At 40.4% G+C, this 23,542-nt stretch carries 28 protein-coding genes, 4 pseudogenes and 1 riboswitch; of the genes and pseudogenes, 24 read left to right on the top strand and 8 right to left on the bottom strand.

Annotation, left to right across the window (positions count from 1 at the left end):
• The first annotated feature begins 90 nt into the window (after window positions 1-90).
• The gene (locus ABHC48_RS05420; protein WP_195478764.1) at window positions 91-300 is read left to right on the top strand and encodes a stage 0 sporulation protein J; all 210 of its coding nucleotides are present in this window, start codon (window positions 91-93) and stop codon (window positions 298-300) included.
• Window positions 301-686: 386 nt separating this feature from the next.
• On the opposite strand, the gene ABHC48_RS05415 is transcribed toward ABHC48_RS05420, so the two are convergent.
• The 6 genes from ABHC48_RS05415 to ABHC48_RS05390 form a co-directional block, all read right to left on the bottom strand.
• Window positions 687-1,364: an ABC transporter ATP-binding protein gene (locus tag ABHC48_RS05415; protein WP_117510587.1), complete on the bottom strand. Its 678-nt coding sequence runs from the start codon at window positions 1,362-1,364 to the stop codon at window positions 687-689.
• Between the two features lie 11 nt (window positions 1,365-1,375).
• A complete protein-coding gene (locus ABHC48_RS05410; RefSeq protein WP_118577815.1) occupies window positions 1,376-2,875 on the bottom strand; it encodes a hypothetical protein in 1,500 nt (499 codons plus the stop codon).
• 9 nt (window positions 2,876-2,884) lie between these two features.
• Window positions 2,885-3,640, bottom strand: coding sequence for a hypothetical protein (locus ABHC48_RS05405; RefSeq protein WP_117510591.1), 756 nt, complete (start codon window positions 3,638-3,640; stop codon window positions 2,885-2,887).
• Window positions 3,641-3,774: 134 nt separating this feature from the next.
• A complete protein-coding gene (locus ABHC48_RS05400; protein ID WP_226815829.1) occupies window positions 3,775-5,097 on the bottom strand; it encodes a GHKL domain-containing protein in 1,323 nt (440 codons plus the stop codon).
• 2 nt (window positions 5,098-5,099) lie between these two features.
• Window positions 5,100-5,813 carry a LytTR family DNA-binding domain-containing protein gene (locus ABHC48_RS05395; RefSeq protein ID WP_118577817.1) on the bottom strand — a complete coding sequence of 238 codons (714 nt, stop codon included), beginning with the start codon at window positions 5,811-5,813 and terminating at the stop codon, window positions 5,100-5,102.
• 1 nt (window position 5,814) lies between these two features.
• Complete coding sequence (locus ABHC48_RS05390; protein WP_117524900.1) at window positions 5,815-6,003, bottom strand: helix-turn-helix domain-containing protein; 189 nt, start codon at window positions 6,001-6,003, stop codon at window positions 5,815-5,817.
• Between the two features lie 158 nt (window positions 6,004-6,161).
• On the opposite strand from ABHC48_RS05390, the gene ABHC48_RS05385 reads away from it, so the two are divergent.
• From ABHC48_RS05385 to ABHC48_RS05360, 6 genes and pseudogenes are all read left to right on the top strand, one after another.
• Window positions 6,162-6,518: a helix-turn-helix transcriptional regulator gene (locus tag ABHC48_RS05385; protein ID WP_226815830.1), complete on the top strand. Its 357-nt coding sequence runs from the start codon at window positions 6,162-6,164 to the stop codon at window positions 6,516-6,518.
• 218 nt (window positions 6,519-6,736) lie between these two features.
• Complete coding sequence (locus tag ABHC48_RS05380) at window positions 6,737-7,066, top strand: MobC family plasmid mobilization relaxosome protein (RefSeq protein WP_117854901.1); 330 nt, start codon at window positions 6,737-6,739, stop codon at window positions 7,064-7,066.
• A pseudogene (locus ABHC48_RS05375) lies at window positions 7,027-7,374 on the top strand (relaxase/mobilization nuclease domain-containing protein); the annotation flags it as partial. The gene ABHC48_RS05380 and the pseudogene ABHC48_RS05375, both read left to right, overlap by 40 nt.
• Window positions 7,375-7,481: 107 nt before the next feature.
• Window positions 7,482-7,913 (top strand): radical SAM mobile pair system MarR family transcriptional regulator, encoded by a 432-nt coding sequence (locus ABHC48_RS05370; protein ID WP_272067057.1) that lies wholly within the window; start codon window positions 7,482-7,484, stop codon window positions 7,911-7,913.
• Window positions 7,910-8,599, top strand: a complete 690-nt coding sequence (locus ABHC48_RS05365) for a radical SAM mobile pair protein A (protein WP_118577820.1) — start codon at window positions 7,910-7,912, stop codon at window positions 8,597-8,599. Before ABHC48_RS05370 ends, ABHC48_RS05365 begins: the two co-directional genes overlap by 4 nt.
• Window positions 8,587-9,495, top strand: coding sequence for a radical SAM mobile pair protein B (locus ABHC48_RS05360; protein ID WP_118577821.1), 909 nt, complete (start codon window positions 8,587-8,589; stop codon window positions 9,493-9,495). Before ABHC48_RS05365 ends, ABHC48_RS05360 begins: the two co-directional genes overlap by 13 nt.
• 166 nt (window positions 9,496-9,661) lie before the next feature.
• Here the strand turns inward: ABHC48_RS05360 and ABHC48_RS05355 are convergent, their stop codons facing one another.
• Entirely contained in the window at window positions 9,662-10,015 is a 354-nt protein-coding gene (locus ABHC48_RS05355; RefSeq protein WP_117495883.1) for a cupin domain-containing protein, read from the bottom strand.
• Window positions 10,016-10,157: 142 nt separating this feature from the next.
• Between ABHC48_RS05355 and ABHC48_RS05350 the strand changes: the two genes are divergently transcribed.
• Both ABHC48_RS05350 and ABHC48_RS05345 read left to right on the top strand, forming a co-directional pair.
• Complete coding sequence (locus ABHC48_RS05350) at window positions 10,158-10,490, top strand: helix-turn-helix domain-containing protein (RefSeq protein WP_195478761.1); 333 nt, start codon at window positions 10,158-10,160, stop codon at window positions 10,488-10,490.
• A 55-nt stretch (window positions 10,491-10,545) separates the two neighbouring features.
• Window positions 10,546-11,082 carry a TIGR00730 family Rossman fold protein gene (locus ABHC48_RS05345; RefSeq protein ID WP_272067058.1) on the top strand — a complete coding sequence of 179 codons (537 nt, stop codon included), beginning with the start codon at window positions 10,546-10,548 and terminating at the stop codon, window positions 11,080-11,082.
• 80 nt (window positions 11,083-11,162) lie between these two features.
• On the opposite strand, the gene ABHC48_RS05340 is transcribed toward ABHC48_RS05345, so the two are convergent.
• Window positions 11,163-11,600, bottom strand: coding sequence for a MerR family transcriptional regulator (locus ABHC48_RS05340; RefSeq protein ID WP_195992925.1), 438 nt, complete (start codon window positions 11,598-11,600; stop codon window positions 11,163-11,165).
• 118 nt (window positions 11,601-11,718) lie between these two features.
• On the opposite strand from ABHC48_RS05340, the gene ABHC48_RS05335 reads away from it, so the two are divergent.
• From ABHC48_RS05335 to ABHC48_RS05265, 15 genes and pseudogenes are all read left to right on the top strand, one after another.
• Complete coding sequence (locus ABHC48_RS05335) at window positions 11,719-12,717, top strand: alpha/beta hydrolase (protein WP_272067059.1); 999 nt, start codon at window positions 11,719-11,721, stop codon at window positions 12,715-12,717.
• Window positions 12,718-12,719: 2 nt separating this feature from the next.
• Window positions 12,720-13,169 (top strand): helix-turn-helix transcriptional regulator, encoded by a 450-nt coding sequence (locus ABHC48_RS05330; protein WP_237925991.1) that lies wholly within the window; start codon window positions 12,720-12,722, stop codon window positions 13,167-13,169.
• 133 nt (window positions 13,170-13,302) lie between these two features.
• Window positions 13,303-13,378: riboswitch (cyclic di-GMP riboswitch) on the top strand.
• Window positions 13,379-13,541: 163 nt separating this feature from the next.
• The gene (locus tag ABHC48_RS05325; protein ID WP_195992929.1) at window positions 13,542-16,415 is read left to right on the top strand and encodes a transporter substrate-binding domain-containing protein; all 2,874 of its coding nucleotides are present in this window, start codon (window positions 13,542-13,544) and stop codon (window positions 16,413-16,415) included.
• A gap of 80 nt (window positions 16,416-16,495) precedes the next feature.
• Window positions 16,496-17,914: a histidine kinase dimerization/phospho-acceptor domain-containing protein gene (locus ABHC48_RS05320; protein WP_195992931.1), complete on the top strand. Its 1,419-nt coding sequence runs from the start codon at window positions 16,496-16,498 to the stop codon at window positions 17,912-17,914.
• A complete protein-coding gene (locus ABHC48_RS05315; RefSeq protein ID WP_272067060.1) occupies window positions 17,899-18,690 on the top strand; it encodes a response regulator in 792 nt (263 codons plus the stop codon). Before ABHC48_RS05320 ends, ABHC48_RS05315 begins: the two co-directional genes overlap by 16 nt.
• A 621-nt stretch (window positions 18,691-19,311) precedes the next feature.
• Window positions 19,312-19,521: a phage integrase N-terminal SAM-like domain-containing protein gene (locus ABHC48_RS05310; protein ID WP_334285789.1), complete on the top strand. Its 210-nt coding sequence runs from the start codon at window positions 19,312-19,314 to the stop codon at window positions 19,519-19,521.
• Window positions 19,500-19,799 (top strand): annotated as a pseudogene (locus ABHC48_RS05305) (transposase); the annotation flags it as partial. The gene ABHC48_RS05310 and the pseudogene ABHC48_RS05305, both read left to right, overlap by 22 nt.
• Window positions 19,800-20,085: 286 nt before the next feature.
• A complete protein-coding gene (locus ABHC48_RS05300; protein ID WP_306797052.1) occupies window positions 20,086-20,712 on the top strand; it encodes a GNAT family N-acetyltransferase in 627 nt (208 codons plus the stop codon).
• A gap of 39 nt (window positions 20,713-20,751) precedes the next feature.
• On the top strand, window positions 20,752-21,222 hold the full coding sequence (locus tag ABHC48_RS05295) for an LURP-one-related family protein (RefSeq protein WP_173716680.1): 471 nt from the start codon (window positions 20,752-20,754) through the stop codon (window positions 21,220-21,222).
• 39 nt (window positions 21,223-21,261) lie between these two features.
• A complete protein-coding gene (locus tag ABHC48_RS05290; protein ID WP_118577832.1) occupies window positions 21,262-21,480 on the top strand; it encodes an aspartate dehydrogenase in 219 nt (72 codons plus the stop codon).
• Window positions 21,481-21,506: 26 nt separating this feature from the next.
• The gene (locus ABHC48_RS05285; protein WP_117845440.1) at window positions 21,507-21,683 is read left to right on the top strand and encodes a YccF domain-containing protein; all 177 of its coding nucleotides are present in this window, start codon (window positions 21,507-21,509) and stop codon (window positions 21,681-21,683) included.
• 308 nt (window positions 21,684-21,991) lie between these two features.
• The gene (locus ABHC48_RS05280) at window positions 21,992-22,285 is read left to right on the top strand and encodes a type II toxin-antitoxin system RelB/DinJ family antitoxin (RefSeq protein ID WP_195379373.1); all 294 of its coding nucleotides are present in this window, start codon (window positions 21,992-21,994) and stop codon (window positions 22,283-22,285) included.
• Window positions 22,275-22,589 (top strand): type II toxin-antitoxin system RelE/ParE family toxin, encoded by a 315-nt coding sequence (locus tag ABHC48_RS05275; protein WP_118577834.1) that lies wholly within the window; start codon window positions 22,275-22,277, stop codon window positions 22,587-22,589. The genes ABHC48_RS05280 and ABHC48_RS05275 overlap by 11 nt, the downstream gene beginning before the upstream one ends.
• A gap of 211 nt (window positions 22,590-22,800) precedes the next feature.
• Window positions 22,801-23,004, top strand: a pseudogene (locus tag ABHC48_RS05270) (AAA family ATPase); the annotation flags it as partial.
• 73 nt (window positions 23,005-23,077) lie between these two features.
• Window positions 23,078-23,489 (top strand): annotated as a pseudogene (locus ABHC48_RS05265) (DUF188 domain-containing protein).
• The last annotated feature ends 53 nt before the right edge of the window (window positions 23,490-23,542 follow it).

The raw sequence follows: 23,542 nt of genomic DNA, 5'->3' as shown, positions 1-23,542 counted from the left end.
AAACAGCAATGTCTGTTTGGAACTTTACTATCTATAAAAGTTCCAGGCAGGCATTTTTTATTTCCTGAATCCTGGAGAAAAGGAGTCAAGATGACTGAGCCAAACAGACAATCAGGAGAAAACGAAGAAAGAATCATAGAAATTGAGATTGAGCGTCTTCGTCCATTCAAAGAGCATCCGTTTCAAGTGAAAGATGATAAGGAAATGTTTCTTCTGCAGGAAAGCATTGAGAAGTATGGCATTTTAAATCCGCTAAGGCTTGCGATTTTGGCAACCGCAGAGGGAAGAAAGTTTTTATGAAAGGCTTCCCTACATGGAGAAGGCTCACATAAACAGCAAAAAGCGCCTGCCTGCAAAACGCAGACAGGCGCAGAGGAATTATAAAATCTATTTACATGATTTTTATGTTCATACTCATGCCCAGAATACCCCCATGGAGGATATGAGCTTTTTTTGACCGTAAAATATTAGGCAGATTGTTGAAGGCAAAAATGAACACGGCAATATTACCTCCTATTGGCTACCGTGTCCCTGTAGGTCGTCATTGGTTTGTGCAAGCGCAAAGAAACGGCGGCTCTGAAATTCAAAGCCGCCGTTTCTTATAGGCGTGTTGATAGGACTGCTGGACGACGACTTTTTTTCTTTGCCGCCGTCCGGCAGCTACCTTTCTTATTGCTTTTAACGGGTTATTCCATCTCTCTATAGCGGGCAGCAATTTCCTCCGTAATCGGAATTAGTCTGCAATCTTCAATCGAGTACACCTGATCGCATAGCTGTTCAATGTCTTTGAAATGGTGTGAAGTCAGAAAAATGGTCTTGCCTTCCGCTTTCAGCATACGGATGATGGCCTTTACATCCTCATAGGTTTTGTAGTCCAATGCGTTAAAAGGCTCATCCAAAATCAGAATATCCTGCCCCTCCATAATTGCCTGTGCAATCCCCAGTTTCTGCTTCATACCAAGAGAATAATTGTCTACTTTCGTTTTATTATCAGGGTCAAGCCCCACTTTGCCCATGGCCTGTCGGATTTCTTTTTCTCCAATTTTCCCTTGAATGTCCGCAAGAAATTTCAGATTTTGAAAACCACTGTAAATGCCAATAAACCCGGGGGAATTGATAAATACTCCCAAACTTTCGGGGAAGTCGCGGCCATTTTTACCAAGCTGTTTTCCGCGCACATAAACACTGCCCCGATCAGGCTTCTCGAAACCGCATAAAATCTTGAACAGCACCGACTTTCCGCTGCCGTTAGCGCCAACCAAACCAACAGCTGTTCCCTGTTCTATGGACAGTGAAACGTCTTGAAGAATTGCCTTGCCACCAAAACTTTTTGATACATTTTTCACTTCAATATATGAACTCATATTCTGTCCTCCTAATTCAATATTTTCTTGTAGCCACACATAAGGATTCCTGCAATCATCAGCGTTAAAATAGCGGCCTCTATCCCAAAGGCGGACACAGCGGAAATTCCAATTCCCGGTTCCACAACAGAAATTCTTGTCAGGCTGGAAAGGCCAAAAGGCGAATAAGCTACCCAATTCCCCGGAAGGACACAGAGCAGATTTCCCGCCACTAACACAAGGAAACCGATTGTAACCTGTCTTGTGGCAATGTAGATGCCGAGCATAATCAGATATTGCGCCAATATATCAAGGCACTTCATCAAAACCGCATAGAGCAGGAATCTGAAAGAAACGATTGTTAATCCAGTGCTGAATAGGGATGCCCCTATAAGGCCAGCCATAAGCCAAAAGATTGCATATACCATGAGAAACTTTATGCTGACCAATAAAATGCTCTTCATCAAATGCCTGCGGCCCTTCGAGCGCACAGAAACAAATATAGATTGCCCGTTCACTGTTTGCTCCACAAAAGCGGCAAGCAGGTAAAGGGGCACACCGCCGGTAATCAGCAGTTCAAGAAAAGGTAAAACTTGAAAATATCCGGTTCCATGTCCTGCAAACAGGGCATAAATCCATTCCAATCCTGATAGGGCGGTGCCATTGCCTAAGCCTTTGTAAATCGAAACTCCCAACACAACACCTAAAAGAATCAGCAGATTACGAGGGATCATGAGCGCATGGAAATAGTAGCCAGCTATACCACGGTGGGACAACGGTATATGCGGCAACTGTCCCCGCCACGCAAACCGAATAGATATAGCAATTATCAAAACAATGAGCAGCAAAGTAAAGGCAGTTATCTCTAAACGATGGGGCACGCCCAAATTGTGGTGTAAAATCAGCAAATGATTAAAACTCGTCAGCGGAATATTTTGAATTGCCGGAAGCTTGATCCACACAGCCGAGAGGACATAAAGAACGATTACAATTCGAATCGTCCACTTTCTCCCAGTGAAATGTCCAATCCACATACAGATTCCAAATATCAGCCAACTTCCAATAAGCTGATAGAGGGTAAAACAGACAAACGCCTGCAAGGGACTGGCAAAAAGCTGTTCCAGAGTGGAAAATAACTCGGCTTCCGTTGCACCCGCAGCAAGGTTCCATTCGTTGCCTAAAGGTAATCCTATACCAGACAGAAGAATTGCCCCAGTTTGAACAGCCGTCAGAATGACTGCAATCAAACCGACCCCAATCCATTTTTTCAGAAAATAAGAATGGTAACTTTGAAACCGTAAGATTACTGGCTCTCCGTCGTCATCAATAAAGGAAAAGCAGCTTAACAGTACAATCGGCAGCACAAAATAGGTCAGATAGTAATGGTCTGATACCGCCGACAAGATGTGCCGCTCGTATGCAATACCTCCGTTTAACCTCCCGCTGATGGAAAAAAGTATACATCCGGCAAATAGGGCAAGCGACTTTCCATATCCCCACAAACGGAGATTTTTTCTGATAAGCGCAATCATAACGGACTCCTAAATGGTTACGATAGCATTTTTCTTAGAAAGGAGAAACGCTGTCAGGCCAATCACAATGCTTAAAACGATTGGGCCAAAGAGGAAAGAGGAGATCGATACGACCTTTGGATCGACTGTTGTGGGATCAAAAGCTACGACCAGCCGCAGTCTCTCCAAGCGGAGAATCGCCAGAACGAAGTTTTCTAAAATGGAATACATAAACGGCCCGGTAAGGATCACAAAAATGTTCTTGCAGTATAAAGCGAGGACAAAACCGAAGGTCATTACAAAAAGGCTGACGATGCCTCTCCAAAGGGACAGGGCAACTGCATATAACAGCGGGGTCTTTATAAACGCGTTTTCAAATACATGGCGAAACGGATTTTCAACGAAAGGAACCACGGGCGTTTTTACATAGAGGGCAAACACCGCCGATAGTATATAAGGGATTACAATAATACAAAGGGTTCCCAGTGCATACGCAATCCATTTGGCAGTCAGGTACTTCTTAATTTTCACTCGCGGCATGACATAGAGCAGGAAGTTGTTTTTGCGCTCGTAATACAAATTCCAGCATAGCGGCACCACAACAAACAGCGGATAAAGCAGAGAAAACAGCTCTGTTCCAACTTCCCATGCCTCTAAATCGTAGTGTAGTGTATAGTTTTGATAAATTGTGCAGGACAACACACTCATGGCGATTGCCAGAAGAACTGTTGTCAATAGCACCGGCAGAAAAACTTTTTTCCACTCATTTCTCACAAGGCCTATCATATTCATTCATCCCTTTCTTTGTTTTTTCCAGTATATCGAACTCTTTTAGGCGCTTCAATAGCCCGGAAACAAGAGAGGGTTTTAAGGGAACAAGATAAATTTCGTTCCCTTAAAACCCTCGTTCATACCCTTTTTTATGGCATGAGTACGCCAAAGACAACATAATTTTCATTCAAAATGGATTCGTTACGGGTCAGGATTTTTCCATGATACCGTTCCGTCATGCGTAGGATGTTATACAGGCCAAAGCCGTGGCCGTCCCGATTTGCCTTTGTAGTTACACCTTTTCCAAACAAGGCCATAAATTCAGTATTTGACAGCGGCGGAGCCGGATTGGAAACTGTCAACTCCAGAAAGTCCCCCTGTTTCTTACTGGATAAAAAAACCGTACTTCCTTTCGGTGAAGCCTCGATTGCATTGTCCAATAAAATTCCAATGGCCTCGATCCATTCTGTTTCCGGGGTGACGGTTTTCTTGAAAAGACCGTGTAAGGATAATTCTATGTGAAGATTTGCCACTTCTGCCTGCTTTATTTTTCCAAACAGCATCCCGGCAATCATTTTGCTGTCGCATGAGAGCAGTTCCCGATCATTAAGACTGATTCCAATACTTCCTGTAAGATCTGCTACTTCTTTCCGGGCTTCTTCTAAAGTATCAGCAGAGGCAACGGCAGCTTCAATCGCCATCATCCGGTTATTAAATTCATGCTGCCTTGCCCTAACCTGTGAGATCAATTCTTCTACAATAGGCACATACTGCTCAATCATGTGGATTCGCTTTTGCTCCTGCGTCCGACGCTGATGTAGGAACAGCAATATACTGTCCAGCAGCAACACCGCAAGGATCAGAATTATAATCACCCACAGATGGGAAAGAATTCTATCCACATCAAAAGAGAGGATAGAAAGCACTGCCATGAGAAGGACAGAGATATTGGCAGATACGATCAGAACTGTGAAATCGCTTCTTTGGACGAGCTGATGGATCAAGCCGAAAAGTGGCGTGAACTCCAGTACGACTATAAGGCACAACGCCGCTATACGGCTGCCCAACAGGAGTAAAATATCCGTAGCTCCGCAGACAGCAAAAAGAACCGCGCACAGGCATTTGACGAACAGGAAAATGGAGAAGGCCGCCATTGTGCCGCAGAAAACCGTTCCGCTGGATTTGGAGCCGAAGAAAATACTGCTCAACAACAATACTGCAAAAATCAAAAACAGCAATCCAACAATATTGTCTGCTGGTAGTATTTCAAAGCCTTCACTGCGGAAAGATGCCGTCATATTTGCTCCGACAGAAAAATCCACTCTCGGTACAACACAAAGAACAAGAAGAATGGGAAAAATGAGAAAATCTTTTGCCTTTATTTCTGATTTTTGCCGGAAAACGGCTTCACAGCAGAGAGCCAGTATTCCCACATCCAATCCTAACTGTATCAGATTCATTAGAAAGTTCATGTTTACCCCCATAATTCGGCCTGATATTTATTTCCGATGGGGATTGTATCTGTAAATCCTTTCAGAAAAATCTTCCGCTCGGATTTGTCAATTTTCTCAATATGGGATTTGTTCACGACATAACTCTTATGGCACTGAACAAATGCTGGATCATCAAGCAACGCCAATAAACCAGACAAAGTGTACCCGGAAATCGTATCTTCTTTGATGCCGGACAGACGGCTACTGGTATGGATCACAAGTTTTTTTCCAAAGGCTTCGATATAGGCAATATCCTGTGTAACATATTCTAAGATAAATTGCTTTTGCTCAATCTGAATGGTTTTTGCTTGTTGGCTCATCTGTTTAGACAATCCCAACGCGTCACGAAATGCCGTTACAAATTCTTCTTCGCCAAATGGCTTTACAAGAAAACTGTAACACTTCACATCTCGATAAGCTGAAAGTTCTTCTCCTGCCAATGCCGTTTCAAAAATAATCGGCGTATATTTATATTCCGGCAATTCGCGGAGCTGCTTTGCTAAGCTGGTTCCTTTATAGTCCTCTAACTGAATGTCAAGGATAAAAAGGGAAACATCGTTCGCTTTTGCATATTGCAAAGCTTCTCCGGCCTCGGAAACAGAATGTACCTCAAGATCGGCAGATATATTGTCAATATAACGCACAATTTTCTTTACTGCACTTGTATTATCTTCTACTAATAGCACCTTACTCATGTTACAATTTCTCGCCGCCTTTCTTTTGTTTTTGCCGTTTATCTACTGGCTTATCTGCTGCCTTTGGTATAAGCCACATATAACCGATTTTTGAAATGCCAGGTATGCGGGCATCCTCACAAAGCCGCTGTACCCGCCTTTCAGAAATGCCCCACTTTTTCGCTGCTTCGGGACAGGACATATACTCCATCTTCATCCGCCCTTTCTCTAAACTCTATCAGTATAATTATGTACGGAAATCCGTATAATATCAAGGCTAAAATATGAATTATTTTAGCTAATAACGGGAACTATAAAGACATATCCAGAAAGAAAGATGAACTGTAAAATGTAGTTTGGTGAATGAATATGGCAAAGAGACCAGTACAGAAAATTGACTTTCGCCCTTATGGGGCAGCAATAAAAGCAGCACGGACGGGGCAAAAAGAGTCCCGCAACAAAGTGGGGGACGAGATGTATCTTTCTCCCCGCTATCTCGCCAATATTGAGAACAAGAGGCGACATCCGAGCCTCCAAATCTTTTTTGAGCTCATGTCCCGCTATCACATCTCCGTGGATCAACTTCTCTTTGGGGATACGGCAGATGGGAAATCCACGGCGCGCCGGCAGCTTGACGTCCTGGCAGATGAATTGACCGATCGGGAGATCGGGATCATCATTGCCACCGTACAGGCCGTGTTGGGCGCCAGAGAAAAGGGGGAGTGACCATGCTCCCGGCACAACTGAATAGGAACTAACAGACGCTATGAACGGATAAAGTTTGTAGCGTTTTTTTCTTTGCGTTTTGGTAGCAAAAGTGAAGGTTTTGGTATTACTTAGGTACGAGAAAAGAAACGATAGCAAGCACAGCAAGTGAGTACCCACTTGCGAAATTTCTGCTTGTTGGGATAATCCCAAACCCTTATAAAGAACGGAGGCGGCGCATGGCAAATCGAAAGCGAAATATTCAGATGAAGTTTTATGTCACGGAGGAAGAAAAACGCCTCATTGACAAGAAGATGGCCCAGCTCCCCACCCGGCGCTATGGCGCCTACCTGCGGAAGATGGCGATTGACGGATATATCATCTACACCGACACCACGGAGATCAAAGCGTTTACCTCGGAACTTTCCGCCATCGGCCGGAATATCAACCAGATTGCCAAGCGGATCAATGCCGGAGGCCCTGCGTATCAGGCCGACATGGAGGAGATACGGGAAAGGCTGGATGAGATATGGCAGTTACAAAGACGCATCCTATCAAGTCAACGCTGAAAGCGGCCATTGACTATATCTGCAACCCAGAAAAGACGGATGGAAAGCTGCTTGTATCCGCCCATGGCTGCGCCGCCGAAACCGCGGATATCGAATTTTCCTGGACCCGCCGCCACGCCATCGACAAGGGAACGAACCTGGGCCGCCACCTGATCCAAGCCTTTCAACCTGGGGAGGTCACGCCGGAGCAGGCCCATGAGATCGGCATGGAGCTTGCAAAAGAAATCCTGGGCGGCAAGTATGAGTTTGTGCTTACCACCCATATAGACAAAGAACATGTTCATAACCACCTGATTTTTAATGCGGTTGAGGTGCAAATCGGTATTTACTTCTACTTAGACATACAAACTGTTGACAGTAAAACTCCTATATAGTATTATTTGATAATATACTATATAGGAGTTTTTGTGCGAAAATGAATGGCGGATTTCTTGTTACCAAAATAAAACAACTTGGAGATCGAATCTTTGAGAAGATTCTCAGCGAAAAGAATATTGATGCGTTTAACGGAGCCCAAGGGCGTATTCTTTATGTACTGTGGCAGGAAGATGGAATCTCAATCAGGTCACTCTCGATTAAATGTGGATTAGCGATAACTTCTCTTACTACGATGCTGGAAAGAATGGAAAATCAAGGGCTGATAAGACGCGTTCAGTCTGAAACGGACAAAAGGAAAACACTTCTGTTTCTGACTGAAAAAGCACATGCCTTAAAGGACGAATACGATTCTGTATCTGATAAAATGGGCAGTATTTACTACAAAGGTTTTTCGGAGGAAGAAATTACCCGGTTTGAGGAATGCCTCGACCGTATCAGAAAGAATCTTGAGGAGTGGCAGAAATCATGAGTATTTGTATCAAAGATCAGATTCAAAACATGAATATCGTCATCGGATGTACAGTGGGGTGTGCATATTGCTATGCCCGCAACAACGTGAAACGCTGGCATATGATTGATGACTTCGCTGACCCTGAATTCTTTCCGGGTAAGCTCAAGATGATGGAAAAGAAACGTCCGCAGAACTTTCTTCTTACCGGCATGAGCGATCTCTCCGGATGGAAGCCGGAATGGAGAGACGAGGTATTTGCAAAGATCCGTGAAAATCCACAGCATCAGTTCCTGTTCCTTACCAAGCGACCTGATTTGCTGGATTTTGATACCGATCTGGAAAACGCATGGTTTGGCGTTACGGTGACGAGGAAAGCAGAACTGTGGCGTATCGACGCCCTTCGGAAAAACGTCAGAGCAAAACATTACCATGTTACCTTTGAGCCGTTATTCGATGATCCCGGCACAGTTGACCTTTCCGGAATCAATTGGATCGTTGTCGGCACCATGACCGGAGCTCAGAGCAGGAAGATTCATACGGAGCCGGAATGGGCATGGTCTCTGACGGACCAGGCACATAAGCTCGGCATTCCGGTGTTTATGAAGGAAGACCTTGTCCCTATCATAGGGGATGAAAATATGATTCAGGAAATGCCGGAAGAATTTAATAAAGTGTTAGAGGTACAGAAATCATGGAAGAAGTAATGAATGGAATCCTCATTCGTGAGGTGGAAACAAAGAACATCATGACTAAGTCTAGTCTGCCGGTAGGCGGTTACTCGGTCAATCCCTATGTGGGCTGTACACATGCCTGCAAGTATTGCTATGCTTCTTTTATGAAGCGCTTTACCGGGCACAAGGAGGAATGGGGCACTTTCCTTGATGTGAAGCATTGGCCAGAAATTAAAAATCCGAAGAAATATGCCGGACAGCGGGTGGTCATCGGTTCTGTGACAGATGGCTACAATCCACAGGAGGAGCAATTCGGGAATACCAGAAAACTTCTGGAGCAGCTGATCGGCAGTGACGCAGATATTCTGATCTGCACAAAGTCGGATCTTGTGGTACGGGATATTGATCTGTTGAAGAAGCTTGGACGTGTAACCGTTTCATGGTCGATCAACACACTAGATGAAAATTTCAAGAACGATATGGATTCTGCTTCGAGCATTGAGCACCGTATCGCTGCTATGAAGCAGGTATATGAGGCAGGTATCCGTACAGTCTGTTTCGTATCCCCGGTATTCCCCGGTATCACGGATTTTGAAGCAATCTTTGAGCGGGTAAAGGATCAGTGCGATCTGTTCTGGCTCGAAAATCTCAATCTTCGAGGCGGTTTCAAAAAGACAATTATGGATTATATTGCCGGAAAATATCCTGATCTTGTACCCCTTTACGACGAGATCTATAACAAGCATAACCGCAGCTACTTTGAAGCACTTGAAGTAAAAGCTGAGGAAATGGCTAAGAAGTATGATTGCCCATTTGTGGATAATGAAATGCCTTATGGCAGAGTCCCGCAGGGACATCCGGTGATCGTAGATTATTTCTATCATGAGGAAATCCGAGGGACAGAGAATACAGGAAAAAGAAATCGTTAATCTAAATGAAAATTAAACTGATGATGGTGGAGAGATTTATTTATCGCCATTTGAAATCGAGAAATTCTTGTTTGAAAAATAGAGAAATTGTAAAATTGAAGAAAAAAGAAATGCACAGTTCTTAGCTTATCGAGAACTGTGCATTTTTGTAAATAAATACTTTTAATTAGCCGATTACGGCGTCCTCTGCTGTAAAATGTTCCAGAGAATTTTCTTTTACCTGAATGCAGATATAAGTAATTCCGGAAATATCGGATGCAAAAAACTGACGCTTTGCAGCAGGTGCGATTTTTAGCCAGTCTCCAGTTGAAAGGCTGATTTCTTCTCCATCAATTATGGCTTTGCCGTTACCTGAAAGAATTCCATAGATTTCCTCATTTTCTTTATGAGAATGAACAAATGGGACATTTGCTCCTGCAGGTAGTTCGTTTAAACTGATTTCTGCACCTGTTAAAGACAACTTTTCGTGCAGCTCAATTCGGTTTTCCTTTCCAATAGTTGTTTTTGTGTAATTTGTCATAATGATACCTCCATAGTTGATTTGTAGTTTCGGGTTGATTGGTATTAGTATAGTGTGAGACACATACAAAAACAAGTACGCACCTTTTTGTAACTGTACACTCAAAAATGAATGTGTTACAATAGACTCGGAGGTGAGAATTATGCGAGCAAAAGAAGAATTACCGGAATGCCCAGTTGCAACAGCGGTATCTCTCATCGGAGGAAAATGGAAACTGCTGATTTTGCGTAACTTGAAAGAGCGCCCATGGAGATTCAATGAGCTACAACGAAGTATAGATGGTATTTCACAAAAGGTTTTGACAGATAGTTTAAGACAAATGATGAATGATGGACTGGCATATCGCCACGATTACCATGAGCAGCCACCGAGAGTTGAATACGGATTAACGGAACTCGGAACAAAAATGCTTCCAATTGTTAATTCACTTGCTGACTTTGGTAACTACTATAAATCACTTATTGAACAGAATTAAGTACGTTAGTATTTGAAAAGCTCGAACAATCGGAAGTTGTAGGAGAAAATTTTTAATGAATATAACAGTTTATCTTGGGGCAAACGAAGGAAATGACCTATGCTTACGAAAAGCAGTTGAGGAATTGGGGGCATGGATTGGAAACAGTGGAAATGCACTTGTTTACGGTGGTTCTAAAGGTGGTTTAATGGGAGCATTGGCAGACAGTGTATTGAAGGCAGGCGGTGATGTTACGGGTGTTGAGCCGAATTTTTTTATTGAAAATGAGTTTCAACATGATGGACTGACAAAACTGATTGTGACTAAGGATATGTCTGAGAGAAAAAACAAAATGATTGAGTTAGGAGAAGCCTTTATTGCCTTCCCGGGCGGCACGGGAACATTGGAGGAAATTGCAGAGGTAATGTCGAAGGTGTCTTTGAAACATCTGGAGGCACCCTGCATTCTCTACAACCTGAACGGTTACTACGATGATTTGAAAGCACTTCTAAATCATATGATTGAAAAAGGATTATCTTCTAACGAGCGACAGGAGGGAATCTTTTTTGTTGAAAATCTGGATGATATAAAGCGAATCTTGAGACGGGCATAACTTATGTTTGCACAGTAAAATGGAGTTGCATTAGCGAAAGACAGAGCACGATCAATTCCAGCTTGAAGAAGAAACAAAAATCATTCATGTCCTTTGTCATATAGTTTCTGTATATTTTTTGGAAGTTTATCAGGTAACATGGCATTTATCGTATCTTCATTACCATCTTTCATTGCTGTTTCATAATACCAGCACTTAAATTTTAAGAGGGAGAGAGTTTTTTGAAGTTCCTGGATTTCAGTTTCAACAGCTGATTTTCTGGCTTCAAATAATTCTTTCCTTTTTTCATAGCTGGCGCTGCCTTCAGATACCCAGATAAAAAATTGCTTTATATCTTTGATCTCAAGCCCAGATTTCTTCAGACATTCAATGATACGAAGCGCTTCCAACTCATTATCGCTGAAATAACGGATGTTTCCTTTACGCTCCAGATTAGGGAAAAAACCTTCCTTGTCATAATATCTTAAGGTAGAAACAGGGAGACCAAACATTGCAGAGACCTGACCGATTGTATACATAAAAAACCTTCTTTCAAAATATGCTTGACCTAAAGTTAACTTTAGGTTGTATGATATTTATATCATATACTATTGTTAGTATAATTACAAGAAATTTTGCATATGGAGGATGTTGAATATGTTAAAAACAGAAGAATTAAAGTTGGTATCTGAATGGGATAAAACTTTTCCACAGAGTGAAAAAGTAGATCATAAGAAAGTGACATTTGTAAATCGTTATGGAATCACACTTGCTGCAGATCTGTATAAGCCGAAAAATGTGTCAGGGAAATATCCTGCGATTGCCGTAAGCGGACCATTTGGTGCAATCAAAGAACAGTGTTCCGGATTATATGCGCAGACGATGGCTGAAAAAGGATATTTAACGATTGCATTTGATCCTTCTTTTACGGGGGAAAGTGGAGGCAATCCAAGATTCATGGCTTCTCCGGATATTAATACAGAAGATTTCATGGCTGCTGTTGATTTTCTTTCTGTTCGGGAAGATGTGGATACGGATAAAATAGGAATCATTGGAATCTGCGGATGGGGTGGAATGGCTCTTAACGCAACTGCATTGGATACAAGAATAAAAGCAACTGTAGCATCTACCATGTATGATATGACAAGGGTAAATGCAAATGGGTACTTTGATTCTGAGGACAGTGAAGAAGTACGTTATGCAAAGAAACAGTCACTGAATGCCCTCAGAACACAAGAATACCGTAAAGGCGAGTATTCCAAAGGCGGTGGTTGTGTTCCACTTCCGGTTCCGGAAGATGCCCCTCTCTTCGTAAAAGATTATAGTGAGTATTATAAAGGCAGATGTTATCATAAAAGGAGCCTAAATTCCAATGATGGCTGGAACAGTATTGGATGTATGTCATTTATGAATCAGCCAATATTAAAGTACAGTAATGAAATCAGAAGTGCAGTCCTTATCGTTCATGGAGAAAAAGCGCACAGTTATTATTTTGGAAAAGATGCTTATGAAAATATGATCAAGGACAGCAAGTACACATCCAATAAAGAGCTGCTGACAATTCCAGGGGCTGTTCATACAGATCTTTACGATAATCTGGATGTGATCCCATTTGATAAAATCCAGAAATTTTTTAAAGAAAACGGGGTTGGTTAATCATGACATTTGAAGAATATTTGAGTAATATGAAGCCCGGATATACTGTAGACGGTGGAAGTGAAGACCATCTGATCATGCATGAGATGTCTCAAAGGGCATTAAAAATAACGATGGAGTTGAATAACAAATATCATACAAAAGAAGAAATTGTACAGCTTGCTTTGCCATATGAGATCCTCCTTCAGCATGCCTCTATTGTATCATGCTTATGTGTATTTGGAATTTCCCAGTCATCACTGGGAAGAATCATGGCGCAGGAAAACCTGCCGTCGCTGATCACACTTGAAAAAATATGTACAGCTTTGGGTGTGACATTATCACAGTTTTTTCAGGAAGGTAATTCAGAGAATCTGACAGAAAAACAGAAAGAAGTTTTAAGGATATGGAATAATCTGAGTACAAATGAGCAGGAAACAGTGATGTCAATGCTGCGTGGTCTTCGGAAGTAGAAGAATAGTTCGAGTATATGTATCGGCTGTTCTTTTTTTATTTTTGTCGTTAAAACGGTAATGTTTTCTTGTGTATACTAGAGCATTAAAGTATAATGAAATCAGTTTTTTTGCATAAGTATTAAAGCTATAATAAGGAAATCGGCAAACCAGATGAAAGTCTGGGACGCAAAGCTACAGGGCCTGTAAAATGGCAGCCAGTTGCATGAAATGAGGTTGCACTGTCTGTTTGGCAGTGCTTTTTTATGGTAGAGCACTTGAATAAGTAATACAGAAGCTGTTTGGAAAAATAGCGGGGAGGTTATTGACAATTAATGAATGTAAAATTAAAATCTGGAAGCAAGCAACTGTAGCCTAGAGGAGGGGAGAAAGATGAAGAAGTGCAAATTAGTACAGAATATAATGAATTTCAAATTTTGTTACATTATATTTTGCACAATTATATGTTTTATTGTTTTATCCGTTCCTACATTTGCCAAAGAAAACTCTGACAATGTTATCCGGGTAGGATCTTTTGAAGAAACTTATAATACCGTCAATGAAAAGGGAGAAAGAAGCGGCTATGGTTATGAGTATCTTCAAGATATTGCAGGTTATGCAGGATGGACATATAAATACATAACAAGTGATTGGAAAAACTGCTTTACACAGTTGGAAAATGGAGAGATTGATATTCTTGGTGACATTTCCTATACAGACGAACGTGCTGAAAATATGCTTTTTTCCGATATGCCTATGGGGGAAGAGAAATATTACATCTATACGGATGCATCCAATATGGATCTTACAGCAGGAAATTTGGATTCTTTTGAGGGAAAAAATATTGGTGTGTCTAAAGATAATATAGTGGAGGATGTGCTTAATGAATGGGAATCAAAATATGGTCTGCATACGAAGCATATCAATGTTTCTACAACCACAGAAATTATGGACAAACTGTCGAAACATGAAATTGACTGCTTCGTTTCGGTAGAAGAATCCCGTTGGGAAGAATCGGATATTTCACCGCTTACAAGTATTGGAGAGACAGAAATCTATTTCGCTATAAATCCAGAACGTCCGGATATCAAAGAAGCACTGGATAGTGCTATGCGCAGAATCAAGGATGACAACCCATTTTACACAGATGATCTCTACAGGCGTTATCTTTCTGCACAGAGCAGCTCGTTTCTTTCAAAAGAAGAAAGTGAGTGGATCGGGCAGCATGGTGCAATCCGGATAGGGTATCTGAATCAGGATGGAGGTATCAGCAGTGTAGATCCATCAACAGGTAAACTGACAGGTGTTATTACAGATTATGTGGATCTTGCAGAAAATTGTCTGCAAGGTCAGACTCTGGAATTTGAATTAAATGGATATGAGACAAGAAGTGAACTGCTTCAGGCATTGCAGGATGGAAAAATAGACCTGATTTTTCATGCAAACCAGAATCCATACTTTGCAGAAACAAATGGATTTGCTTTGTCGGATACGCTGTTGACTCTCAATATGGCAGCAATTACGGCAAAGGATTCTTTTGATGAAAATAAAGAGAATATAGTTGCCGTTGAAAAAGATGATTTTGCATTGAAAGCATATCTTTCATACAATTATCCGCAATGGAAGGTTGTGGAATATGAAACATCAGATGCAGCAGTAAAAGCAATGCAGAAGGGGGAGACGGATTGTATTGTAAGCAATTCAGGTACTGTTTCAGACTATTTGAAAAATAATAAGCTTCATAGTGTTTTCCTGACAAAAGAAGCTGATGTTCCATTTGCTATTCTGCAGGGAGAACCGGTTCTTTTGTCCATTCTGAATAAAACACTGACATCTATACCTACAACTCAATTTTCAGGTGCAGTAGTTTCGTATAATGCTTCCTTACGAAAAGTTACAGCGAAGGATTTTATTCAGGACAATTTACTGACAGTTTCACTTATCGCTGGAATTTCTTTTTTCGTTGTTCTGTGTATAATTCTTAATTCTTTGAAAAAATCAAAACGTGCGGAAGAAAAATCCAAGAAGTCTGCTGAGCAGGCATTGAAGCTGAATCAGGAGCTTGAAGAAAAACAGCAGGAATTACAAAATGCACTTGTAGAAGCACAGAGTGCCAATAAGGCTAAGACTTCCTTTTTAAATAACATGTCTCATGATATCAGAACACCGATCAATGGTATTATTGGCATGCTTACGATTCTTGAGAAAAGCGGAAATGATGCTGAGCGGGCAAAGGATTGCATGAATAAAATACATGAGTCATCGAAACTGCTACTATCATTGATAAATGATGTTTTAGATATGGCAAAGTTAGAATCAGATACAATGGTTTTTGGTGATGAATCCATCAATCTGGATCAGGTATGTCAGGAAATCACGGAGTCACTATCTTTTCAGGCAGAAGAAAAAGGACTTCATGTTATAGGAGAACATGATGATTACAGTGGTATATATGTTTGGAGCAATGCAGTTCATCTGAAAAAAATATTGATGAATCTGTTTACAAACAGTATGAAGTACAATAAGGTGAATGGTTTTATTTACATGAGTATGAGAACGATTGAAAGATTAGAAGATCACATGACATGTGAATTTAAAATAAAAGATAATGGAATTGGAATGTCAGAAGAATTTATAAAAAATGAATTGTTTACTCCATTTGTACAGGCAGATAATTCCCCACGTTCTGATTATAATGGGACAGGTCTGGGAATGCCTATTGTGAAACAACTTGTAGAAAAGATGGGCGGAACCATAACAGTTGAAAGCAAGCTTGGTGAAGGAAGCTGTTTTACTGTAATACTTCCATTTAAAATTGATACGAATGCACGGCCAGAAGAAAAAGAAGATTTTGATGCAGATATATCAGATATCCGGGTATTGCTGGTTGAAGATAATGAGCTGAATGTGGAAATAGCAGAATTTATGCTGACGGAAAATGGGGCTAAAGTAGAAACAGTGAACAATGGGTTAGAAGCTGTTCAGCATTTTGAAGCTTCCGAACCGGGAACATACGATGTTATTTTAATGGATATTATGATGCCGGTGATGGATGGTCTTACTGCTGCAAGAACAATAAGAGACCTGGAACGGCAGGATGCAAAAATAATCCCTATCATTGCTATGACTGCAAATGCATTTAGGGAAGATGCAGAAAAGTGTATGGAAGCAGGAATGAACGCACATCTCGCAAAGCCGCTGGATGCGGAAAAAATTAAGCAGACCATAAGCGAAGAGTTGAGAAAGCAAAATGCCTGTCATAAATGATTATGAGGCAACCGCAGCAATCAGGAGCCTTCCAGATGCATGGGAAAAGCAGACAGGAAACATAGAGAGAGGATTTTGTTATGACAGAAATTAATTTATTTCCGAAGCAACCGCAGTCTGTGACTGTTTTGGTTTTTATAACTGTGCTGATCGTTCTGCTTCTTATCCTGACTGTAATGGTACATATGAGGAACAGAAAACTGAAAAGTACGTTGGAAGAACAGATGGCGGAAAGACGGCTTTTGGATAAGATATGTGCAGATTTTACGGCTGTCTATTATGTTGAATTAAATACCGGTTCCTTTGAAATTCTCCATATAAACGATGGAACCAACGTAAAAAAAATGAATCTGAAACAGGGTGATAATTTCAATTCTTCTGCTGACCAATATGCGGTTCAATATCTGTATGAGAAAGAAAGACAGGAATTTAAGGACTGGATTTCGACAGGGCATCTAAAGGAACAGCTTTCCCGGAAGGAGCGCATTACATACCATTATAGAAGTAAACCGAATCCGAACCAGCATGAATTTTTTGAGGCACAGGCAGCCAAAATATACGAGGATGAGAAACATTTTTTCGCACTGGTGGGTTTTCGGCATATTGATGATATCATGGAAAAAGAAACTACGATCCAGAATCAATTAAAGCAGGCACTGGATGAAGCACGGCTGAGTAATGAAATAATCTCAGCAATTGCTAAGAGTTACTGTTCTATCTACAGGATTGATGTGCAGAAAGATTTTTTTGAAGAGATATCAAATGACTGTGAAATACACAAACTGACAGGAAACAGAGGCAGTGCATCGGAGAAACTGTATCAGCTTTGTGATACAATGGTTGCATCTGAATACCGTTCGCTGATCCGTCCATTTCTGGATGTCTCTACACTTTCAGCAAGATTGAAGACGGAAGAATGTATTTCTACAGAATACAGAATGTGTGATGGCAGTTGGCACAGGATGCTTTTTACTGTAAAAAAACGGGATGGGTCTGGAAATGTAACCCATGTTTTATGTACAGTCCGTAGTATCAGCGATTCCAAGAGACGTGAAGAGGATCTTAACTTTGCTGCGGAAGCAGCAAAGCGGGAAGCCGAAATGAAAACAAGGTTTCTGGCAACGATGAGTCATGATATCCGTACACCACTGAACGGTATTATCGGTATGGTAAATATGGGAAATCAGTACGCAGATGATCCACAGATGCAGCAGAAGATCAGAGAAAAGGTAATGGAATCCCTGAAATATCTGGTGTCTCTGGTAAATGATGTGTTGGATATGAATAAACTACAGAGCGGGGATTTGAAGGACCAGCAGCTTTTATTTGATCTGACAGAGGTACTGCAGGAACTGAATCAGATTTATGATGAGCGGGCTGCCAAGAAAGGCATCGGTATGAGATTGACTGGAAAAATGGTACATACAGTCACAGCACTCTGGTTGGAAACCCGATATATCTTGGAAGGATTCTGTCGAATATTATGGACAATGCCATAAAATTCAGTCAGTCGGGTAGTGTGCTCACGTTCGGGGTTAAGGAAGAAACTCTGGATGATGACAGAGCAAATTTCACTTTCTACTGTAAAGACCAGGGTGTGGGTATGAGTGAAGATTTTATTGCACATGCTTTTGATATGTTCTCTCAGGAAAGCGAAACAAGCAGATCCAGGTATGAAGGCACCGGACTGGGGCTTGCAATTACGAAGCAACTCGTGGACAGAATGGATGGAAGTATTGAACTGAAGAGCAAAGCAGGTGTCGGGACAACAGTTATTGTAAAAATTCCGTTCAAAATTGGCACACAGGATAAAAACAGTAATTTATCAGATAAGCCAGTAAGCCTTGATGATTATTCGGTAGAAGGCATGCGGGCATTGGTTGTGGAAGACAATGAGTTGAACATGGAAATTTCCAGATGTATACTGGAAGACAGCGGTATGGAAGTTACATGTGCAGTAGACGGGCAGGAAGCAGTTGAAATCTTCGAGAAATCTGCACCGGATTATTTTGGGGTAATTTATATGGATATTATGATGTCGAGGATGAATGGTCTGGATGCGGCAAGGACAATCAGGGAAATGAAAAGAAGGGATGCCAGGAGGGTTCCGATCATTGCAATGTCCGCGAATTCTTTTGCAGAAGACATTATCAACAGCCGGCTGGCTGGAATGAATGTTCATCTTGCAAAGCCACTGGATGCGGAAAAAATGATCATTGCCTTAAAACAATGCATGGCAGATAATAGCGATGTAAAACTGCACGAAGATTTGTAGGAATAAAAAGACAGAGCATATAAAGTTGTTATATGGTCTGTTTTTTAATTCCTTAGAAGAAGCAGGCTGTGAAAATTCATATGTCTTTTTGGGACTGAAATAATTACTTAAATGAAAAACTAATTTCCAGCTGTGGACTATCCCTGTCTGACATCATTAGCAAAATCAATGCAAGGGGAACATAATTAGGATAAAAGCAGACCGGTGGAGAGCAAAATCTCTGCTGGTTTTATATATGAGATCAAATCAGAGCATGTGAGAAAAAGTCCAGCTAACATTTGAGTTCTGCTCTGTTGTCACCCCTTATTCGGGGATGTAAATCAGAGAAAAGGCGGGAAAAGAAACAATCTCTCCCAAACCTGCAAACATAAATTGAACAAAATCGCTGCGCGATGGCCTACCAAGGCTATGGCATAGCGATTTTCTTTTTTCTATAACAAAACAGTGGAAAGCAAGTCCTAAAAGTAGTATTGTTAAGTCACCACAACGAAACAATCAAACAGGATCGACCTTCCCACTGCCTATGAAAAGAATACCACCCTTCCGCTTGGTTGGCAAGCGGTTTTATGACCAAAATGCACCTCCATATAAAGCAGTGTTCCGGATAACTACTGATTTTATATGGAGGATTTTATTATGTATGAAAAATATTTAGAACAGCTTGAGGAAGCCGGAAAAATCCGTAACCTTAAAGAACGTTCCATCAACTGCTATAAAAACTATGTCTCTTATTTTCTGAAATATCAGAATAAGAATCCTGAAGAGCTTGCCTGTCAGGATGTCAGGACTTTTTTGCTTGCAAAAAAGAGGAAGGGCAATGGAAGGAACTGACCCTTTCTGGTATTGAATTTATACGGCGTTTTCTGATGCATGTGCCACCCAGACGTTTTGTCAGGCTCCGGCATTATGGGCTTCTATGTTCCCGCGGCAAACACAAAAAGCTCACTTTATGCTGGAATCTCCTCGGATGCAAAAAATATCTTTCAAAGCTCAGGGATAAGGAGATGCCAGAAATATTGAAACAGCTATACGGGATAAACATCTATGTATGTAAATCCTGCGGTGGACATCTTGGAAAACCACAACTGAGAATACCGCAAAGGTGTTAAAATCCAAATCTTTTATATGTTTTCTAAGCCTCAAAATCCTGAGGTTTAATTGTTATACCTATTTATCTGAAAATTCTTGATTTCTGTAGCGTCTGCACAGGAAATCCTGTATAATCATGGATAAGAACAAAAGATTAAAAGTCCATAGGTAGTAGCTACTCGGACGCTCACTTTGTTCAATTAGGTCAAATCGAAAATGGAGTAAACGAAGGGGCAGTTCACTGAAATGTCAAAACTGCTTTTTCGTTTACTCCATCATCGATTCTAACCTAAAGAATTGTCTTAATTGGATAAATCGAAATTGAATACTGAAGGGATATATTTTAAAATGATACTAGAAACTGAAAGATTGATTTTAAGAAAGTGGACGCAAGATGATGCAGAAAGTTTGTTTACTTATGCAAAAAATCCAAAAGTAGGGCCAATTGCCGGATGGCCTCCTCACAAGGATATCGAATCAAGTAAATATGTTATTGACAATATTTTCACCGGAGCAGAATGCTATGCAATCTGTGAAAAAGAGAATAATGTTGCAATAGGAGCTGTTGAACTAAAACTAAACGGACATACAGATATGACAGATAGAGATGATGAATGTGAACTTGGTTACTGGTTGGGAGAACCATTCTGGGGCAGAGGGTATATGCCAGAAGCGGCATATGCGCTTATGAAACGAGGATTTGAAACGCTTGAAATGACTACAATATGGTGTGGCTATTATGACGGAAATAAAAAGTCCAAAAGAGTACAGGAGAAACTTGGATTTATTTATCATCATACTTGCGATGAGGTTCCAGTACCATTGCTTAATGAGGTAAGAGTTGGCCATACAAATGTCATAACAAAAGAACAATGGAAAAGCCATACACAACCTGATGGAAAAATCCACGTAGCCAATATCGAAGAAGTGTAAAGAACCAATTATATCTGTTGGAGAGAGCGGTGAAAAGTTATGAAGTTATTATTTAAACAAAGGCTATTTTCATGGTTTGACAGCTATGATATTTATGATGAAGCAGGCAACACTGTTTATGTAGTAAAAGGTCAGTTGTCCTGGGGACATAAACTTGTAATTTATGATGCCTATGGAAATGAAGTAGGAATGGTTGTTCAGAAAGTACTTACTTTTCTTCCTAAATTTGAGATTTATAAAAATGGCAGTTATATTGGATGCCTGAGCAAAGAATTCTCATTCCTGACGCCACATTATAATATTGATTACAATGGATGGCATATTGATGGAACCATTATGGAATGGAACTATAGCATTCTTGATCGAAGCGGTTATTCAATTGCACGGGTTAGTAAAGAACTGTTTCATATGACTGATACATATGTTATTGATGTGCAGGATCCAGGAAATGCGTTGGATGCGCTGATGTTTGTACTGGCAATCGATGCAGAAAAATGTTCCAGAAATTAATAGTTGATCTTGTTTCTGTAATTATTCGGAGGATGAAGTATGGGATTATTCAAAAAGAAAATCATGAAAAAAACATATGACCGAGAACATATGAAACCAGTTATTCGTGCAAGTATTTGTACCGGAGAAGAAGTAGCAGGGTTCAAAGACATACGGACCGGAAAAATCGAAGAAATCATGCTGATCAGATCGCCGGAGGACTTAGAAAAATTTAAAGAGATATATGAGATAACAGAGGAAATTGCAAAAGAATATTAAACATTGGATAAGGCGGATGTATTGTCATGAGAACTATAGGTAATATTCTTTGGTTTATATTTGGAGGATTACTGGGTGGACTGGCATGGATTTTTGCAGGATGCATATGGTGTATTACAATTATTGGAATTCCATTTGGAAAGCAGTTTTTCAAGATGGCAAGACTCTCTTTCATGCCATTTGGTGCGAGTGTGATAGGATAAAAGAAAAAATAAAAAAGAATTTGTTTAATTGGATAAATCGGAATTGTGCGCCCAGACAAGCTCTCCGGCAATCAGGACACAGACAGGTGGTTATCCTGGCATCCCAATCATTGGACGTCAGGAACTGAATGAGTACAGAAAGAAAAAGTTGTGCCGATTGTATTTTTATTGTACCTACCTCAATTGTAATCTAAGATTCCATACCTACTATCTTAGATAAGTGCAAAGAAATAAGTGAAATATCAATACAATTGTATTGAATTAGTAATGAAATAGCATTATAATGAAGAAAAAAGGAGGTATCTAAAATGGCAAGTACAATTCAGATCAGGGTAGACGATGATTTGAAAAATAAATCAGATCAGCTTTTTAAAGATCTTGGAACTGACACGACATCAGCAATAAGGATGTTTTTAACGCAGGCGGTTGCATATAATGGATTTCCATTTGAAATAAAACGAACTGTGCATAATCCTTATACATCTATGACAGAAGAAGAGATGCTTCAAAGACTGGAACAATCCAGAGAATCTTCAAAAAGGGGAAATTACCGAAATGCAGATGATGTGATTTCAGATATAAGAGGAAAATATGGATTATAAAATAGTTGTAACAGCTGAAGCAGAAGAAGACTTGAATCAGTTTATACAGTATCTGTTTTTCGCTAAGAAAAATAAGCAAGCAGCGAAAAATGTGCTTGATGATTTTGAGAATACTATTAAAAAGTTAAAGTATGTAGCGAGTAGTTTGAAAGTATGCGACAATCCACGTTTACAGAGTCTGGGATATCGTCGAATAAATTTTCAACAGCACAGATATTTTATGTTATATAGAATAGAAAATGATGTTGTATATGTGGATGATATTTTCCATGAGTTACAAGATTATGAAAACAAAATGATATAAATGGAATATTGGCAATAAAAAGATCATTTACCGTAAAACCGTAGATGGTCTTTTTTTATAACAAAAGAAAAATCAATAGTATTTGTAAGGCGTCAGTGGAGTCATTTCACTGGCGTTTTTATTTTTTTTATCTATTTTCATTTCTCCCTAAACTTTCCCAAACTTGGAAGAAGGTGAGGAAGAAGTGCCGGAATTATCAATTAAAGAAAGTATGGAGCTGATCAAGGAGTATATCGCATCTAAAAGCTTCAGCTATGATGGCGAGTTGATTGAAAACTTTTACCTCAGCTTAAAGTCAAAACCATTTGTAATTCTTGCCGGTACTTCCGGAACCGGAAAAACACGCTTGGTGAGATTGTTTGCTGAAGCAATTGGAGCAAATTACAAACTGGTTTCAGTTCGCCCTGATTGGTCAGACTCATCAGATTTATTTGGACACGTAAATCTGAAAGGTGAATTTGTTCCGGGAGCTATCATTGATTATATTCATGAAGCGGCTAAACCAGAGAATATCAACATTCCATATTTTCTTTGTGTGATACCAATCATGTGTTATTTTCTGATTACAGTGAAGTGATCGTAGTTGGAGCCGGAGCAGATGCCGTGGATTATAAACTAATCAGCATTTGCCATAGGGGCGATATTGTCGTATCACAGGACTACGGTGTGGCTGCAATGGCATTAGGGAAAGGTGCTTATGCGATTCATCAGTCTGGGAAATGGTATACCAATGAGAATATTGATCAGATGCTTATGGAGCGTCACTTGAACAAGAAAGCACGAAGGGCATCTGGAAAGAATCATTTAAAAGGACCACGAAAACGAACAGCAGAGGATGATGAGCATTTCAGAGCATCTTTTGAAAAAATGATACGTATGGCGATGGACAAGGAGAATTAATTTGAATATACAGATTTTTGGAACAAAGAAGTGCAATGATACAAAGAAAGCAG

Origin of the sequence: Ruminococcus sp. 1001136sp1, from assembly GCF_039841815.1 — a bacterium.
Classification (GTDB): Bacteria; Bacillota; Clostridia; order Lachnospirales; family Lachnospiraceae; genus Blautia_A; species Blautia_A faecis.
This window is presented reverse-complemented; position numbering and strand designations above follow the sequence as displayed.

What these genes read in the sequence shown, in the direction of transcription:
- ABHC48_RS05420 (WP_195478764.1), top strand. Translation starts at nt 91, where the DNA reads ATGACTGAGCCAAACAGACAATCAGGAGAAAACGAAGAAAGAATCATA.
- ABHC48_RS05415 (WP_117510587.1), bottom strand. Translation starts at nt 1,364, where the DNA reads ATGAGTTCATATATTGAAGTGAAAAATGTATCAAAAAGTTTTGGTGGC.
- ABHC48_RS05410 (WP_118577815.1), bottom strand. Translation starts at nt 2,875, where the DNA reads ATGATTGCGCTTATCAGAAAAAATCTCCGTTTGTGGGGATATGGAAAG.
- ABHC48_RS05405 (WP_117510591.1), bottom strand. Translation starts at nt 3,640, where the DNA reads ATGATAGGCCTTGTGAGAAATGAGTGGAAAAAAGTTTTTCTGCCGGTG.
- ABHC48_RS05400 (WP_226815829.1), bottom strand. Translation starts at nt 5,097, where the DNA reads ATGAACTTTCTAATGAATCTGATACAGTTAGGATTGGATGTGGGAATA.
- ABHC48_RS05395 (WP_118577817.1), bottom strand. Translation starts at nt 5,813, where the DNA reads ATGAGTAAGGTGCTATTAGTAGAAGATAATACAAGTGCAGTAAAGAAA.
- ABHC48_RS05390 (WP_117524900.1), bottom strand. Translation starts at nt 6,003, where the DNA reads ATGGAGTATATGTCCTGTCCCGAAGCAGCGAAAAAGTGGGGCATTTCT.
- ABHC48_RS05385 (WP_226815830.1), top strand. Translation starts at nt 6,162, where the DNA reads ATGGCAAAGAGACCAGTACAGAAAATTGACTTTCGCCCTTATGGGGCA.
- ABHC48_RS05380 (WP_117854901.1), top strand. Translation starts at nt 6,737, where the DNA reads ATGGCAAATCGAAAGCGAAATATTCAGATGAAGTTTTATGTCACGGAG.
- ABHC48_RS05370 (WP_272067057.1), top strand. Translation starts at nt 7,482, where the DNA reads ATGAATGGCGGATTTCTTGTTACCAAAATAAAACAACTTGGAGATCGA.
- ABHC48_RS05365 (WP_118577820.1), top strand. Translation starts at nt 7,910, where the DNA reads ATGAGTATTTGTATCAAAGATCAGATTCAAAACATGAATATCGTCATC.
- ABHC48_RS05360 (WP_118577821.1), top strand. Translation starts at nt 8,587, where the DNA reads ATGGAAGAAGTAATGAATGGAATCCTCATTCGTGAGGTGGAAACAAAG.
- ABHC48_RS05355 (WP_117495883.1), bottom strand. Translation starts at nt 10,015, where the DNA reads ATGACAAATTACACAAAAACAACTATTGGAAAGGAAAACCGAATTGAG.
- ABHC48_RS05350 (WP_195478761.1), top strand. Translation starts at nt 10,158, where the DNA reads ATGCGAGCAAAAGAAGAATTACCGGAATGCCCAGTTGCAACAGCGGTA.
- ABHC48_RS05345 (WP_272067058.1), top strand. Translation starts at nt 10,546, where the DNA reads ATGAATATAACAGTTTATCTTGGGGCAAACGAAGGAAATGACCTATGC.
- ABHC48_RS05340 (WP_195992925.1), bottom strand. Translation starts at nt 11,600, where the DNA reads ATGTATACAATCGGTCAGGTCTCTGCAATGTTTGGTCTCCCTGTTTCT.
- ABHC48_RS05335 (WP_272067059.1), top strand. Translation starts at nt 11,719, where the DNA reads ATGTTAAAAACAGAAGAATTAAAGTTGGTATCTGAATGGGATAAAACT.
- ABHC48_RS05330 (WP_237925991.1), top strand. Translation starts at nt 12,720, where the DNA reads ATGACATTTGAAGAATATTTGAGTAATATGAAGCCCGGATATACTGTA.
- ABHC48_RS05325 (WP_195992929.1), top strand. Translation starts at nt 13,542, where the DNA reads ATGAAGAAGTGCAAATTAGTACAGAATATAATGAATTTCAAATTTTGT.
- ABHC48_RS05320 (WP_195992931.1), top strand. Translation starts at nt 16,496, where the DNA reads ATGACAGAAATTAATTTATTTCCGAAGCAACCGCAGTCTGTGACTGTT.
- ABHC48_RS05315 (WP_272067060.1), top strand. Translation starts at nt 17,899, where the DNA reads ATGGACAATGCCATAAAATTCAGTCAGTCGGGTAGTGTGCTCACGTTC.
- ABHC48_RS05310 (WP_334285789.1), top strand. Translation starts at nt 19,312, where the DNA reads ATGGAGGATTTTATTATGTATGAAAAATATTTAGAACAGCTTGAGGAA.
- ABHC48_RS05295 (WP_173716680.1), top strand. Translation starts at nt 20,752, where the DNA reads ATGAAGTTATTATTTAAACAAAGGCTATTTTCATGGTTTGACAGCTAT.
- ABHC48_RS05290 (WP_118577832.1), top strand. Translation starts at nt 21,262, where the DNA reads ATGGGATTATTCAAAAAGAAAATCATGAAAAAAACATATGACCGAGAA.
- ABHC48_RS05285 (WP_117845440.1), top strand. Translation starts at nt 21,507, where the DNA reads ATGAGAACTATAGGTAATATTCTTTGGTTTATATTTGGAGGATTACTG.
- ABHC48_RS05280 (WP_195379373.1), top strand. Translation starts at nt 21,992, where the DNA reads ATGGCAAGTACAATTCAGATCAGGGTAGACGATGATTTGAAAAATAAA.
- ABHC48_RS05275 (WP_118577834.1), top strand. Translation starts at nt 22,275, where the DNA reads ATGGATTATAAAATAGTTGTAACAGCTGAAGCAGAAGAAGACTTGAAT.